The sequence below is a fragment of the Mesorhizobium sp. C120A genome (assembly GCF_030323105.1).
GTDB lineage: Bacteria > Pseudomonadota > Alphaproteobacteria > Rhizobiales > Rhizobiaceae > Mesorhizobium.
The window spans coordinates 2814524-2829333 of the sequence record NZ_CP100476.1 but is presented as its reverse complement, the minus strand read 5'-3'; the positions used below and the strand labels follow the sequence as shown (position 1 = coordinate 2829333).

Sequence of the window (14810 nt, the reverse complement as noted above, 5' to 3'; positions counted from 1 at the left end):
TATGCCTTCTGCCTGAGTGGCTGGCATTGATGCCGCGGGGAGGACGTTCACGATGGCAATAGCCACGACAGCCGTGCAGCGCGGACCGATGACGCTGAGGGACTGGGGACAGCTTCTGCTGCTCGGCGCCATCTGGGGCGGCTCGTTCTTCTTTGCCCGCATCGCCGTTGCCGAAATGCACCCGCTGGTGCTGGTGCTGTTTCGCGTTGCCATTGCGGCCATTGCACTGCAGCTCTATCTCGGCATTCGCGGTCCGTCCTTCCGCCTCGCCTTCCCGCATGCCGGCCTGTTTTTCCTTTTGGCGCTCGCCAACAATGTCGTCCCGTTCTCGCTGATCTTTGCCGGCCAGACCGCGCTTGGCGCCGGCGTCGCCTCGGTGCTCAACGCGACGACGCCGTTCTGGACGCTGATCCTCGCCAACGCGCTGACAGCGGACGAAAAGCTCTCCTGGAACAAGCTTGCCGGCATCGGGCTCGGCATCGCCGGCACCGCTGTCATGATCGGCCCCGGCCTGCTGGCCGGGCTCGGCGGCCCGGTCTGGGCGAAATTCGCGCTGATCGGCGCCTCGCTGTCTTACGCCGTCGCGCTGATGATTGCCCGCCGCTTCAAGGGCGTGCCCTCGCCGGTCATCGCCACCGGACAATTGACGGCGTCGACCATCATCATGATCCCGGTGGTGCTGCTCACCTATGGCCCGGCCGGCCTGTTCTCGGCCTCGCCGCCGGTCTGGACGGCGGTGCTGGCGCTGGCGCTGCTCTCCACCGCCTTCGCCTACATCCTCTATTTCAACCTCGTCGCCTCGGCCGGCGCCACCAACGCCTCGCTGGTCACGCTCATCGTCCCGGCCAGCGCCATCCTGCTCGGCCTCCTGTTCCTCGGCGAGCGGCTCGCTCTGTTCGAGTTCTGCGGCATGGCACTGATCGCGCTTGGCCTGGTGACGATCGACGGGCGGTTGTTTGGTCGGCGCTAATGCCCGTCGACCAAAAGTGCGCAGCGGTTTTGGAACAACGACGCGCTTTAGGTCTGGTAGCGCTGCCATGCCTCGCTTTCGTCACAGCCACGTCACAATTTATTCACAGGCTACCAGCGGGTTTTGCCGAAGAGTTTCAATGCCTAACGCCAGGTGGCAGGTCGCAAATTCCACAATCGCGTCGCATTGCAGCATATTTTCCGCTTGCCTGTGGCACAAATGCCCCTAGACTCCACCCATAGCTCTTGAAGAGGAGACTATGACATGGGACTTACGAGGCCAATCAACGCATTGATGATCTGTGCTGCATTTGCCTTCATTGGCGCCCTTATCATAGGTGTTCTTCCGTAACCGCCGGAGCGGAAGAACAGCAGCAATAGCCCACAAATTCGAAAGGCCGGGTGTTTCGCCCGGCCTTTTGCATTTCAGATTTCATACCACGATGAAGCTCAGGCGGCGGCGGATCCAGCTGCCTCTGTTTCGTGGGAGCGGATGCCGATCATATGGCAAATGGCAAACACCAGGTCGGCCCGGTTCATGGTGTAGAAATGGAAGTCGCTGACGCCGCGCTCGACGAGATCGAGCACCTGCTCGGCCGCCACGGCAGACGCCACGAGCGCATGCGTCTGCGGATCGTCGTGCAGCCCTTCGAAACGCTCGGCCAGCCATGCCGGCACCAGCGCGCCGCAGCGCGCCGAGAAATTGGCGACCTGGGTGAAATTGTGCACCGGCAGGATGCCAGGCACGATCGGGATGTAGATGCCGGCACGGCGCGCCTTCTCGACATAACGCTCGTAGAGATCGTTGTCGAAGAAGAACTGGGTGATCGCCCGCGTCGCGCCATTGTCGGCCTTGCGCTTCAGCATATCGAAATCGGTGGCAAAGTCCGGACTTTCCGGATGCTTTTCGGGATAGGCCGAGACCGAGATGTCGAAATCGCCGGCGTCCTTCAGCGCTCCGACAAGTTCGGCGCCATTGGCATAGCCATCGGGATGCGGCCGGTAGGCGGTGCCGACGCCGGCCGCCGGATCGCCACGCAAGGCGACGAAGCGCTTCACGCCCATATCGGCGAATTCGCGGACGACGGCGTCGACCTCATGGCGGGCGGCGTCGACGCAGGTCATGTGAGCCGCCGGCGTCAGCGTCGTCTCGTTCAGGATGCGCTTGACCGTGCGCGCCGTGCGCTCCCGCGTCGAGCCGCCGGCGCCATAGGTCACCGAGACGAATCTCGGCTTCAGCGGCTCCAACCTGGTGACGGTGTCCCAGAGCCTGGCTTCCATCTCGTCGGTCTTCGGCGGGAAGAACTCGAAGGAGACGCGGACCTTGTCGCCAATGTCGGGACGGCGGGAAAAGCGGAACTGGTTCATCAGGCGATTTCCCCCATAGGGTACGCTTTGGTGGGTTGGGTGTCATTGGAAGGCTCGGCCATCAGCATGCGGCGGTCGCGGCCGAGCCACAGCTTGACGGTGAGCCTGGCTTCGTTGCCGCCGCGCGGCTCGAATTCCTGGGCATCCTCGAGATCGAGCCCGGCCTCGGCAAACCATTCTGAGATCTGCCGGTCGGAAAAGCCCAGCCTGACATGCGCGTGCTGGTCGCGCAGGAACTCCAGCGCATGCGGCGCGAAGTCGACGATCACCAGCCGGCCCGCCGGACGCAGCAGCCGCGCCGCCTCGCGAATGGCGCGTGCCGGGTCATCGAGATAGTGCAGCACCTGATGGATGGTGACGAGGTCGAAGGCGTCGCGCTCGACCGGCGGCGCGAAAATGTCGCCTTGGCGGACCTGCGCATTGGCGATGCCTGCCTTGTCGAGATTGGCCCGCGCCACCGTCAGCATTTCGCGCGACATGTCGATGCCGACGCCGCGCCGGTAGAGCGGCGAAAATATCTCCAGCAGCCGCCCGGTACCGGTGCCGAGGTCTAGCATCGACTGGAACGGCCGCTTGCCGACCAGCTTGAGGAGTGCGGCTTCCACCGCGCGGTCCGGCACATGCAGCGAGCGGATGTGATCCCAGCTGGCGGCGTTCTCGGAGAAATACTCGGCGGCACGGTCCTGGCGCTTGCGCTTGACCGATGCCAACCGCTCGAGATCGCGCTCGACCTGTGGATCGGCGCCGCGAATGCCAGAGACCAGCCCCATGACGAAGTCGCGCGCGGAATCCGTATCCGACAGCCGGAAGAAGGCCCACGAGCCCTCCTGGTAGCGGCCGATCAACCCGGCCTCCAGCAGCAGCTTCAAATGCCGCGACACCCGCGGTTGCGACTGGCTGAGGATCTCGGTGAGGTCGGACACGGTGAGATCGCCGCGCGACAGCAGCGCCAGGATGCGGAGCCGGCTCGATTCGGCCGCAGCCTTCAACGTATCAACCATCGTATCGAGCGAAACATGCATTGGCGTATTCTCGTTGAAAAGATATAAACATATGTTTATGTCAGCTTTGGCGGCATAGCAAGGCCTATGTCGCTTCCTGACAAGAAAATGCCGCACACATGGTCCCCGCCCGAGAGAACCGCTTTTCCCTGACGATCGGCTGCAAACTTGTGCTAGGGCGAAAGCCATGTTCGAGACGCGCGACGGCGAAAAGCTCCTGCAGACTGACCCGGCTGACATGCCGGCGGATGGCCATATCGTGTTCATCGGCCGCATCGCCTCGCCATGGACATCCAGGCAAACCTGCCCAAAGAACATGCGCGCGGCGCGCGAGGCCGGACAGGCGGCCACGGTTCTCATCGACCCTGCCTATCGCGACGGCCTGCTTGCGCTGGAGCGGGCCAGCCACATCGTCATCCTGTCCTGGCTGCATCACGCGCCGCGGGCACTGATTGTCCAGAGACCCCGCCATGCGGCTGAGCCGAAAGGCGTTTTCTCGCTGCGCTCCCCTGCCCGGCCGAACCCAGTCGGGCTGCATATCGCCAGGCTGATCGCCGTCGACATCGACCACGGCCGCATCGCCATCGACGCCATCGATGTGCTCGACGGCACCCCGGTGATCGACATCAAGCCCTATTTCGCCTCGACCGACGCCTTTCCCGAGGCGACCATTGCCGGGCGTGACGAAAAATGAGCGCGCCCACCGGCCGCCGCCGCGCCATCGCCAAGGCGCTGACCGCACTGCTGCCCCTGGCGCCCTATGCCGATATGGAGAAAATCCGCACCGAGGCCGGCGCCGTGCACATGAAGACGCTGCCGCCGGGCATCGCGGTCTGGCTGGCGACGATCGCCCATATCAGGCACGGCCATACCGACTATGAAAAGCTGCTGGCCGAGGGCTATGACCGCGACTCGGCGCGGTTCTTCGTCATCGAGCAAACAAACATGGTGCTGACCCGTTGGCGCGCCACGCGCCTGCTCGATGCAGAGGACGAAGAGGAATAACTTCAGCTACCGTCGCTTCAATACGGCAACCGCATTGTAGGGCTGGCCGTCGGCCTGGCCAACCCAGGTCCAGGACAGGTTCCCTTTGAAAAATCGGACGGTGATGCCGCCACCGTCGATGCACTTGTCCTGGCCGTAGCTGATGTTTTCCCGGTATTCCGCCGAACTGTCGTCGCGAGAAATCTGGGTCAACGATCCGCCGCAGCCGAGCGACGGATAGTCGATCGACGCGGCGCCATCGCCGATTGTCATTGCGATCGCCCAATCGGCGCCGGCAGCCCCGGCCGGACTTTGATGACCGCTGCCGGTCCAGACGCCGTTGAGCCCCGCCGCGTTGACCACGCAAGGCACGTTCTGAAAGATCGGCGTCAGCTCGCTGCCCATCTTCTCGCAACGATAGGTCTGGCCGTTCTGGCACAGCGCCTCGCCCTCGCGAGCGCATTGCGCGAAGGCATGGCCAGTGACGAAGACGAGGAAAATTGCAAAGCTGATGGTCCGAAAAGATCTGCCCATTTTGCCCCTCCCGGCCGGATATTTTCAAGCCGGACCATAGGGCATATCGAATGTGCTACCTAGGACAAACAGCGATGGTTGGGTGGCCCTATGCCGCCTGCAGGGGACCACTAGCTTGAATCTGCCGCATCAAGCCGAAGGGACCAATCGCCATGAACCGAAGCGCAGCAGCCGGTAGCATTGTGCCATTGCCGGCTTTGTCGGATCGCCATATCGATCCGCATTCCTATCCCGACGGCATCGCCTTTCTCGATGGTCAGTATCTGCCGATGTCGCAAGCCAAGATCTCGGTGCTGGATTGGGGCTTTCTGCATTCCGACGCCACCTACGACACCGTGCATGTCTGGGACGGGAGCTTCTTCCGACTCGACCTGCATCTCGACCGCTTCTTCGCCGGCTTGCAAAAACTGCGCATGACGATCCCGTCCGACCGCGATGGTGTGGCCGAGATTCTGCACAATTGCGTGGCGCTGTCGGGCCATCGCGCCGCCTATGTCGAAATGCTGTGCACACGCGGCGCCTCGCCGACCTTCAGCCGCGATCCGCGCCAGGCGGTCAACCGCTTCATGGCCTTCGCAGTTCCCTTCGGCTCGGTCGCCAATGCCGAGCAGTTGCGGCGCGGCCTGCATGTCGCCATTAGCGACAAGGTGCGCATTCCGCCGGTCTCGATCGATCCGGCGATCAAGAACTACCACTGGCTCGACCTCGTGCGCGGCCTCTACGACGCTTATGATCGTGGGGCCGAAACCGCATTGATTCTCGACTTCAACGGCAATGTCGCCGAAGGCCCCGGCTTCAACGTGTTCTGCGTCAAGGACGGCAGGCTGTCGACGCCAGCCGCCGGCGTGCTGCCCGGCATCACCAGGCGCACCGTCTTCGACCTCTGCGCCGAGGCAGCGCTTCCCACCACGGCCGTCGACGTCAGCGTTGCCGCGCTGAAGGCTGCCGACGAAGTCTTCATCACTTCCACCGCCGGCGGCATCATGCCGGTGACAGTGATCGACGGCGCTGCTGTCGCCGACGGCAAGATAGGCGGGATCACAAAGCGCTTGATGGCGCTCTACTGGCAAAAGCATGACGACCCGGCCTGGTCGAGCCCGGTGCGCTATCCCTGACCGGCGAAGGTCCTGCTCCACACGATGACGTGACCAAAAAGATTCCCCCTCGCCTCTGGAAAATCGCTCGACGCACCGTATATCGCGGAAGCGGAGAAGCCTCCGCTTCCCAGTTCACGGCCCGCATGGGCAAGGATTCCACGTCATGACAAGCAAGGTTTGGTTCATCACCGGATCATCGAAAGGCTTTGGCCGAGTCTGGGCCGAGGCCGCACTCGCTCGCGGCGACCGTGTCGCCGCAACCGCGCGCGATGCCGGCACGCTCGCCGATCTCGTCGCGAAATACGGCGATAATGTCGCCGCGATCAAGCTCGACGTCACCGACAAGAAGGCTGTCGAAGCGGCCATCGCCGAGGCGCACAAGCGCTTTGGCCGGCTCGACGTCGTCATCAACAATGCCGGCTATGGCCATTTCGGCGCCATCGAGGAAGTCAGCGAACAGGAAGCCCGCGACCAGATCGAAACCAATGTGTTCGGCGCGCTCTGGGTCACCCAGGCGGCTTTGCCGATCATGCGGGCGCAGGGCTCCGGCCACATCATCCAGATCTCGTCGATCGGCGGCGTCAACGCCTTTGCGTCGCTCGGCCTTTACCATGCCTCGAAATGGGCGCTCGAAGCCTTCAGCCAGTCGCTCAGCATCGAGGTCGCCGAATTCGGCATCCATGTGACGCTTGTCGAACCGGGCGGCTTCTCCACCGATTGGTCCGGCGCCTCGGCCAAGGTCTCCAAAGCGATCGAGGCTTACGCGCCGGCCCGCGCCAAGATGGCGGAACGCCGCGCCAACTCGGTCGCCGGCGACCCCGAGGCCACCGGACCGGCGATGCTTGAAATCGTCGACGCGGCCGAGCCGCCGCTGCGCGTCTTCTTCGGCGATGGCGGCCTGCCGATGATCAAGCAGGAATACGCCAACCGCATCGCGCTGTGGGAAAAGTGGGACCACGTTTCCGTCGAGGCGCAGGGCGCCAAGAAGAACCGCAAGGCGGCCTGAGCGCGTCTTGAAATCCGGCTGCGTCGCCCCGGCGGCGCAGCCCGTGCCCTAGCCCGGTACTAGGATCGATAAATCCACTGCTCGGGCACGCGCACCGAGATCTCTTCCCCTGTTGTCATACGACCCGGTTTCTCGACCCAGGCAACGAGACCGCGCAGCCGTTTCGCCGCCTTCGGGAAGGCCAGCGCGCCGGCCTCCCGATCGGCCATCCCGGCGTTTTCGGCGATCGAACGTCCAGCAAGCCGGCAAGGCCCGTTCTGCGCATCGACCTTGATCGTCACGCCACCTCTAAAGAACAGCAGCGTGCCTGACGGCAGCATCGAGAGATGCGGCACGCCTTCGATCAGCAGATTGGCGCCGATCCATTCCGGCTTGATCTCGGCCAGCCCCATCCGCTCGGCAACGACGGCGAGTTCATCCGCTGCTACGATTGATATCTGCCGCTCGTTGCGGATTTCGGTGCCGCGCGGATACCAGGGTTCGCGACCGCCGGAACGACGGGTGGCGCCGGCGTGGAAGTCGCCGTCGATGCCTTCGAAACCGAGTTGCAATGCTTCCACTGGGCGCGTCTGGAAGTGATCTGACGGTGCGACGTACAAAGCGGCCACTTTGGCGGACAGCTTCCTGGCGGGGATGATTTCGACCGGCTTCTCAGACTCCGGGAAGAGGTCCAGCATGGCTTCGTTCCTTCTGCAGGATGACGTCGCATTAGCCGTAGCCGTGGGCTCGGGTCCAGTCGAAAGCGATGATGATTCGATCAAACCGGCTGATGGCGTCCATCGGCATCGTCATGAAGGCAAGGCTGGAGGAACGCTTTCTGCGCGGAGAACTCGGCAACGCCTATGACGACTATGCCCGCAGCGTACCGATGCTGGTGCCGTTCATGCCGGCCTGATTACAGCATCCGCAAAAGCGCGCCGCCGATCGAATAGCCGGCGCCGAAGGCGCACAGCACGCCGAAATCGCCGGGCTTCATGTCGGCGTGGTTTTCCGACAGCGCGATGATGGCGCCAGCGCCGGCGGTGTTGCCGAGCCGCTCCAGCACCATCGGCGCGCGGTCATGGTCGACCTCGTGGCCGAAGGCCAGTTTCAGGATCATGGCGTTCATTCGCGCATTGGCCTGATGCAGCCAGAATCGCCTGATGGCTTGCGGCGTCAGCCCGTGCTCGGCGAGGAATTCGACAATGAATTTGTGGCCGGCGACGGTGACTTCCTTGAACACCTTGTTGCCGACCTGTTTGATCAGATTGCCTTCGAGGTTGATCATGTAAGGATCGTCCTGGGCGGTGCGGGTGTGATAGCCCAGATTGGTGCGGATATTGTTCGACATCTGCGTCCAGGTGCGCGTGTCCAGCACCTCGAAACGCCCCGGCCGCCTCTCGCCCTCGCCCAGCCCCTCGACCACCATCGCCACCGATGCATCGCCGAAGATGAAATGCGTCTGCCGATCGCGGAAATTGAGATGGCCGGTGATGATCTCCGGCGTGACCACCAGCACGCGCTTGTGCGCACCCGCCCGCACGAGATTGGCCGCAATGTGCAAGGCGGCCGCGGCCGATGAACAACCAAGCCCCATGTCGAAGCCGGCGCCCTTGGTGCCCAGCGCCTCCTGCATTTCGATAGCGATCGCCGGATAGGGCCGTTGCTGGTGCGAGGCCGAGCAGATCACCAGGTCGATGTCGGACGGCTTCAGGCCGGCATGGTCGAGCGCCTTCCGGGCCGCGGCCACTCCAAACTCGGCCTGCAGCGACAGCGCGTCATCGGGCCGCGCCGGAATGCGCGGCGCCATGCGGGTCGGATCGAGAATGCCTTCGCGCTCGATCACATGGCGGGTCTGGACGCCCGAGGCATGGACGATGAAGGCGCTGTCGGATTTCTGCAGCAGCGTCTCATCCGTGCCTTGCCGGCGCGCATTCTCGGTGTCGACCCAGGCATTGAAGCTGGCGACCAGTTCTTCATTGGTGATCTTGGCTTCAGGGATTTCAACGCCAATGCCGCTGATGATGACGCGATGCATATCCAGTCCGTCCATGCGCAGGCGTTGTCGTTCTCATGTGAACGACGAAGGGGCGCGACACAACACTTTTCTCACCCCACCGGTTTACGCCGGCTTAAACCATAGGCTGTGGCCGGATGTCATCGGGAGTGCTAGCCGGCCCGCTTGGCGACGATGAAGATACGCGGAAAGCGCAGCAGCACCTTGCCGTTTGCGGTCTTCGGATAGGCCTTGGCAATTTTGGCCGTGTAGCTGTCGAGGAAGATCTTGCGCTCGTCGGCGTCCAGCGGATCGAGGAAAGGCTTCAGCCCCGTCGACTTCACCCATTCGACGATCGCCTCGGCGTCGGTCAGCGGATGATTGTAGGCCGTATGCCAGATATCCACCCGGGCGGAGAGCGGCGACAAGAGATCATAATAGAACGACACCGCCGGCAGCGGTCCGCGCGCAGCACCTGCCATCTTGGCGGCGAACGGCATTTCGGCGGCCGTCTCGTGCATCACCTGATGCGACGGCTCAAGCAGATTGTCGGGCATCTGGACGGCGAGCGCGCCACCGGGGGCGAGAAAGCCCATCAGCCGCTGGAACACTACCGGGTGGGTGGGCAGCCACTGGAATACCGCGTTGGCGAAGATGACGTTGACCGGCTCGGCCGGTCGCCATGTCGAGGCATCGGCGAGGTCGAAATTGACGCTGGGCAGGCGCGCCTTCGCCTTCTCGATCATGTCGGGAGAGGTGTCGAAGCCGCTGATATCAGCATCCGGCCAGCGCTCGACCAGCAGCTCGGTCGAATTACCCGGGCCGCAGCCGATGTCGACCACCCGGCGCGGGAAATCCACCGGCACCTGCGCAACAAGATCGCGCGCGGGCCGCGTGCGCTCATCCTCGAATTTCAGATATTGGGCGGCTGACCAGTCGGTCATTCAAGCTTTCCTCGTATCAGTTGAGAAATTCGCCGCCCCGGTTGCTCCCTTACCGCGTCAACCTCTTGTACGTCATCCTGTGCGGGTTGACGGCCTCGGGGCCGAGCCGGCGGATCTTGTCCTGCTCGTAGTCCTCGAAATTGCCCTCGAACCATTCGACATGGCTGTCGCCCTCGAAGGCGAGGATGTGGGTGGCCAGGCGGTCGAGGAACATACGATCGTGCGAGATGATGACCGCGCAGCCACCAAAATTTTCCAGCGCGTCTTCGAGCGCCGCCAGCGTTTCCGTGTCGAGGTCGTTGGTCGGTTCGTCGAGCAGCAGCACATTGCCGCCGGTCTTCAGCATCTTGGCCAAATGGACGCGGTTGCGCTGGCCGCCGGAGAGGTTGCCGACCTTCTGCTGCTGGTCGCCGCCACGGAAGTTGAACGATGCGCAATAGGCGCGGGTGTTGGCCTCGAACTTGCCGAGCTTGACCACTTCGGCGCCGCCCGAGATTTCTTCCCAGACGGTCTTTGACGGATCGAGCGCATCGCGGCTCTGATCGACATAGCCGAGCTTCACCGTTTCGCCGATGCGGACAGAGCCGGCATCCGGCGTTTCCTGGCCGGTGATCATGCGGAACAGCGTCGTCTTGCCGGCGCCGTTCGGGCCGATGACGCCGACGATGCCGCCTGGCGGCAGCTTGAATTCCAGACCCTCGATCAACAGCGTGTCGCCAAAGCCCTTCGACAGGCCTTCCGCCTCGATCACCACATTGCCGAGCCGTTCGCCATGCGGAATGACGATCTGCGTATCGCTCGGACGCCGCTTGTCGGCTGCATCCAGCAGGTCCTGGAACGCCTGGATACGCGCCTTGGACTTGGTCTGGCGAGCTTTCGGGCTGGACTGGATCCACTCGCGTTCGCGACCGATGGCACGCTGGCGGGCGTCGTCCTCGCGGCCTTCCTGCTTGAGGCGCTTGGCTTTGGCTTCGAGGTATTTGGTGTAGTTGCCCTCATAGGGGATGCCGCGGCCGCGATCGAGCTCGAGGATCCATCCGGTGACATTGTCGAGGAAGTAGCGATCGTGGGTGATGATCATCACCGCGCCGGGATAGGCGCGCAGGTGTTTTTCCAGCCACGCCGTGGTCTCGGCGTCGAGATGGTTGGTCGGTTCATCGAGCAGCAAGAGGTCGGGCTGACGCAGCAGCAGCTGGCAGAGCGCGACGCGGCGGCGCTCACCGCCCGAAAGCTTGGTGACCTCGGAATCCTTGGGCGGGCAGCCCAGCGCTTCCATCGCCATCTCGACCTGCTGTTCCAGATCCCACAAATTGAGCCGGTCCATCTCGTCCTGGAGCTTGGCGGACTCGTCGGCCGTCTCGTCGGAGTAGTTCATCATCAATTCGTTGTAGCGCTCGATGATGGCGGTCTTGGCGGCGACACCTTCCATGATGTTCTCGAACACCGTCTTGTTGGCATCGAGCGCCGGCTCCTGCGCGAGATAGCCGACGGTGGCGCCTTCGGCGAGCCAGGCTTCGCCGTTCCACTCCTTGTCGAGCCCGGCCATGATCTTGAGGATCGTCGACTTACCCGAGCCGTTGGGGCCGAGGATGCCGATCTTGGCGTCGGGATAGAAGGAGAGATGGACATTCTCAAGCACCTTCTTGGTGCCATAGGCCTTGTTGAGGCCGGCCATGTGATAGATGAACTGGCGTGCCACGCGCGCTTTCCTTGATGATTGACCGAAATGTCGGATTGAATGGAGGTTGGCCGCTATGTAGGCGATGCCGGGCCGAACGGCAATCGCTTTTGCCATTTCAAGCCGGGTGTACACCGCACGTTAAGTTTTCCGCCGGTTGTAGGGAGCGTTGAAATCCCCGGTTAACCCTTCAGCGTCAAAACAGGATCGATCGCTGGCCTGTCGCGATCGAAAGTAAAGATCGGACCGAAGGTAGTGCTGAACAGTTTCCTGCTCCTTGCCGAAGCGGTCGTCTACTTCAGCGTCATGGTCACGCTGTTCCGCTTCAGGGATCGCATCGGCCTCGGCGTCTTCGTCTGCGCGCTGGGCGCCATGCATTTCCTCGAAACCTATCTCGCCAGCGTCTTCTATGTCGCCTTGCCCTTCGGCATGGTCTCGCCAGGCTCGGCGGTGCTGTTTTCCGGCAAGCTGGTGATGCTGCTTCTGCTCTACATGAAGGAAGATGCGGCCACGGTGCGCCAGCCGATCTATGGCCTTTTGCTCGGCAACGCCTTGATGATCGGGCTGGTCCTGATCCTGCGCCTGCACGATATTTCAGCCCTTTCCGACGGCAAGCTTCCCGATATCGGTTTCATCGACCAGTTGGGCTGGCTGATGGTGTGGGGCACGACGCTGCTCTTCATCGACGCCATCCTGATCATCCTGCTTTACGAAAAGCTCGGGCGTTATCTGCGCAAGGCGCCGTTCTCCCGCATCCTGATTTGCGTCGCCTGCGTGCTCACCTTCGACCAGGCCGGATTTTTCACCGCCCTGCATTTCGTCGCAGGCGCACCGATCGCCGTCTTCTTCGGCGGCTGGTTCGCCAAGATGGGTGCCGCTTTTGCTTACAGCGCCATGCTTGTCGCCTACCTCAGATGGTTCGAAACGCGGCGGGTTACCGCACCGCGCGGATTGTCCGACGTCTTCGATACCTTGACCTACCGCGAGCGCTACGAAGCCCTGGTCGAACATGTCGGCCGCGACGGCCTCACCGGCCTGTTGCACAGGGGACGCTTTGACAGCGACGGCGAACGTCTGGTTGCTGTCAGCCTGCGCACGGCCCAGCCGCTCAGCCTGCTGATCGTCGACGTCGACCATTTCAAGTCGATCAACGATCGCTTCGGCCATGCCGAGGGCGACAGGGTGCTGAGATCGATCGCCCAGGTGCTGACCCAGGCGGCCGGCGCGCACGATCAGGTTTTCAGGATCGGCGGCGAGGAGTTCGCCATCCTTTGCTCGCAACCGCATGCGGTCGCCAGATTGCTCGGCGAAAACATTCGCCAGGCCGTCAAGACGTGCGCAAACCGGTTCGACATCAGCGTCAGCGCCGGCATCGCCACTGTCGATGAGACCGTAGGCTCGCTTGCCGATCTCTTCGCCCTTGCCGACGAGCGTCTCTACAGGGCCAAGTCCACCGGGCGTGACCGCGTCGTCGGCGAAGCGCATGACGATGCCGAAGACCTCAGTGCCTGGACATTGTCCACACGTGGCGTCAGCGGATAAGGTTGTCAGCTCCGCTTGCGCTGCTGCAACGCGCCGACCGCAACTGAAACGGCTATCAGCGCGATGGCCAGCCATTTCAGCGTGGTGATGATCGGACTGGCGTCGATGTCATAAGCGATGAACAACAGAATGCCGGGCACCAGCAGGCCGCACATGACCAGCATGATGCGGTTGATCTGCCAAGACACTTTTGCTGCCAGCGCTTCGTCACCGGCTTCGCCGACAAGACCGGCGCGCATCTCCCGGGAGATGGCCAACGCGCTCGACAGGCGCATGGAGATCGGCAAGCCGAGCCCGATTATGAGGAAGGCACACGCCGCCAGCAGAGCCGAGAATTTGAGCGCGCTGGTGTCGGCCGGCACCGGAAACAAAAGTGTCGCCAGCGGCAGGAAGACACAGACGATGCCGAGCGCGGCAATGGCGATGAAGATCGCGGCATTGACCCAAGTGAACAGCTGGTAGCGGCCTGCCCCGATCGGCGCCGCAAGCACGCGCATGCGCGCCCACTCGGCATCGGTATAGGAAAAGCCCGGCCATTCCATGCGGCCGTCTTTTATGGCGGTCATCCCCCTGGCCCAGAAAGCCAGCCGCGCCAGCGCGCCTGATGTCATGCCACTCATCGCCCCCCCCGCCGAATGAAACACATCCAGACCATATCACCGCGTCACTGCCAAGCGACAGACGGATATCCTACTGGAACCCGGCCGCATCGACCGAGCCCTTCGGACAGCCCGCCTTGGTCGTCGGCGCCGAGGCGAGCATGAGAGTGCCCAGCGAACTGTCGGGGCCGATCGGGCCGGTCAGGCCGAGCGTCAGCTCGCCGATCAGCCGCCTGCCGCTCGACGGATCGACCAGGCAGGAGACACGCACCCGCGCGCCCGCCCCGGCGCCGAAGGCGCTGTCGAAGGTGCTGCGGATCTGGTCCGAAGTCAGTTGCTTGCCGACGTTCCTGGTGAAGAGCTCGCGCACAGGCGAGGCATTCACCGCCCGCATCAGGTTCAGCGCCTCGGCAAAATACTCCTGCTGGCTCTTGCCGTAGCAGGTGCCGTGCTTGATCCATTCATGCCGTTCGAGCTTGGAGGCGGTGCCCGGCATCACCTGGTCGAGTTCGGCGCGCGTATTGGCATCGAGGTTGACCGGCGGCAGGTCTGCCCAATGGGCCGGATTGTCATTGGCCTTGTCGCTCGCCGGCACCTGGCAATAGAAATTGCCATTCGGCTGCGGCCAGAGCCCATGCAACGTGAAATGCGACGCGTCGAAGCCGCCCGCCGTCTGCGCCTGGCATTCGGGCTTGCTCGACTTGGTTTCACAGAAGGCCGGCTGCCAGCTCAGCGCGAAAACATATTCGGGTTTTCCCGAAGCCGCAGGCTTGCCCTGATCGGCGGGCGCGGCCGGCAGGGCGGCTGCGCTGCCGCCGGTGACATGACCGCAGCTGATCTTGACCCAGCGACGCTCAGGATCGGCGCCCGGCACGCGGATGAGGTAATGCGTCGGCGCATCCTTGTTGCCGGCCAGGAGGTCGTAGCTCTGTCCAGCCGTTGTCGCGATATTGCCGGGGTTCTTGCCGCTCTTGATTGCCTGCGTTGCTGGACAGGCAGCATCGGCCACGAAGGAGCCGCTCATCTTCACATCGGCGCGCGCTAGGCCGACACCGGCCAGCGCCACCAACACCGCACCCCATATCGCCGATATCCGCATTCCAGCACTCCTAG

At 63.2% G+C, this 14810-nt stretch carries 16 protein-coding genes; 7 read left to right on the top strand and 9 right to left on the bottom strand.

The genetic code is table 11. The features are described from left to right. The first annotated feature begins 52 nt into the window (after positions 1-52). The gene (locus NL532_RS13675; protein ID WP_023682155.1) at positions 53-970 is read left to right on the top strand and encodes a DMT family transporter; all 918 of its coding nucleotides are present in this window, start codon (positions 53-55) and stop codon (positions 968-970) included. A 449-nt stretch (positions 971-1419) separates the two neighbouring features. Here the strand turns inward: NL532_RS13675 and metF are convergent, their stop codons facing one another. Beyond that, entirely contained in the window at positions 1420-2337 is a 918-nt protein-coding gene (gene metF, locus NL532_RS13670; protein ID WP_023829234.1) for a methylenetetrahydrofolate reductase [NAD(P)H], read from the bottom strand. Next, positions 2337-3359, bottom strand: a complete 1023-nt coding sequence (locus NL532_RS13665) for an ArsR/SmtB family transcription factor (protein ID WP_023688015.1) — start codon at positions 3357-3359, stop codon at positions 2337-2339. The genes metF and NL532_RS13665 overlap by 1 nt, the downstream gene beginning before the upstream one ends. A gap of 166 nt (positions 3360-3525) precedes the next feature. On the opposite strand from NL532_RS13665, the gene tsaA reads away from it, so the two are divergent. Together tsaA and NL532_RS13655 are read left to right on the top strand one after the other, a co-directional pair. After that, a complete protein-coding gene (tsaA, locus tag NL532_RS13660; protein WP_023712421.1) occupies positions 3526-4032 on the top strand; it encodes a tRNA (N6-threonylcarbamoyladenosine(37)-N6)-methyltransferase TrmO in 507 nt (168 codons plus the stop codon). Further along, positions 4029-4343 carry a DUF2293 domain-containing protein gene (locus NL532_RS13655; RefSeq protein ID WP_023668245.1) on the top strand — a complete coding sequence of 105 codons (315 nt, stop codon included), beginning with the start codon at positions 4029-4031 and terminating at the stop codon, positions 4341-4343. The genes tsaA and NL532_RS13655 overlap by 4 nt, the downstream gene beginning before the upstream one ends. Positions 4344-4349: 6 nt before the next feature. Here the strand turns inward: NL532_RS13655 and NL532_RS13650 are convergent, their stop codons facing one another. Beyond that, entirely contained in the window at positions 4350-4856 is a 507-nt protein-coding gene (locus NL532_RS13650; protein WP_023735978.1) for a hypothetical protein, read from the bottom strand. A gap of 152 nt (positions 4857-5008) precedes the next feature. Here NL532_RS13650 and NL532_RS13645 point away from each other — a divergent pair, with 152 nt between their 5' ends. Both NL532_RS13645 and NL532_RS13640 read left to right on the top strand, forming a co-directional pair. Beyond that, positions 5009-5971, top strand: coding sequence for a D-amino acid aminotransferase (locus tag NL532_RS13645; RefSeq protein ID WP_023668243.1), 963 nt, complete (start codon positions 5009-5011; stop codon positions 5969-5971). Positions 5972-6116: 145 nt separating this feature from the next. Beyond that, the gene (locus tag NL532_RS13640; protein ID WP_023729364.1) at positions 6117-6959 is read left to right on the top strand and encodes an SDR family oxidoreductase; all 843 of its coding nucleotides are present in this window, start codon (positions 6117-6119) and stop codon (positions 6957-6959) included. 59 nt (positions 6960-7018) lie between these two features. On the opposite strand, the gene NL532_RS13635 is transcribed toward NL532_RS13640, so the two are convergent. After that, entirely contained in the window at positions 7019-7636 is a 618-nt protein-coding gene (locus NL532_RS13635) for an MOSC domain-containing protein (RefSeq protein WP_023829233.1), read from the bottom strand. A gap of 71 nt (positions 7637-7707) precedes the next feature. On the opposite strand from NL532_RS13635, the gene NL532_RS13630 reads away from it, so the two are divergent. Then, entirely contained in the window at positions 7708-7854 is a 147-nt protein-coding gene (locus NL532_RS13630; protein ID WP_023749129.1) for a hypothetical protein, read from the top strand. On the opposite strand, the gene NL532_RS13625 is transcribed toward NL532_RS13630, so the two are convergent. The 3 genes from NL532_RS13625 to ettA all read right to left on the bottom strand — a co-directional run bounded on the left by NL532_RS13625 (position 7855) and on the right by ettA (position 11577). Then, positions 7855-8976: a beta-ketoacyl-ACP synthase III gene (locus NL532_RS13625; RefSeq protein WP_023668239.1), complete on the bottom strand. Its 1122-nt coding sequence runs from the start codon at positions 8974-8976 to the stop codon at positions 7855-7857. Positions 8977-9107: 131 nt separating this feature from the next. Continuing rightward, positions 9108-9878, bottom strand: coding sequence for a trans-aconitate 2-methyltransferase (gene tam / locus NL532_RS13620; RefSeq protein WP_023753545.1), 771 nt, complete (start codon positions 9876-9878; stop codon positions 9108-9110). Between the two features lie 49 nt (positions 9879-9927). Next, positions 9928-11577 (bottom strand): energy-dependent translational throttle protein EttA, encoded by a 1650-nt coding sequence (ettA, locus tag NL532_RS13615; RefSeq protein ID WP_023688009.1) that lies wholly within the window; start codon positions 11575-11577, stop codon positions 9928-9930. 234 nt (positions 11578-11811) lie between these two features. Between ettA and NL532_RS13610 the strand changes: the two genes are divergently transcribed. Next, complete coding sequence (locus NL532_RS13610; RefSeq protein WP_023829232.1) at positions 11812-13098, top strand: GGDEF domain-containing protein; 1287 nt, start codon at positions 11812-11814, stop codon at positions 13096-13098. A 5-nt stretch (positions 13099-13103) separates the two neighbouring features. On the opposite strand, the gene NL532_RS13605 is transcribed toward NL532_RS13610, so the two are convergent. Next, positions 13104-13718 (bottom strand): hypothetical protein, encoded by a 615-nt coding sequence (locus tag NL532_RS13605; protein WP_155923541.1) that lies wholly within the window; start codon positions 13716-13718, stop codon positions 13104-13106. A gap of 70 nt (positions 13719-13788) precedes the next feature. Continuing rightward, on the bottom strand, positions 13789-14796 hold the full coding sequence (locus tag NL532_RS13600; protein ID WP_023741715.1) for a ribonuclease T2 family protein: 1008 nt from the start codon (positions 14794-14796) through the stop codon (positions 13789-13791). Between the last annotated feature and the right edge of the window lie 14 nt (positions 14797-14810).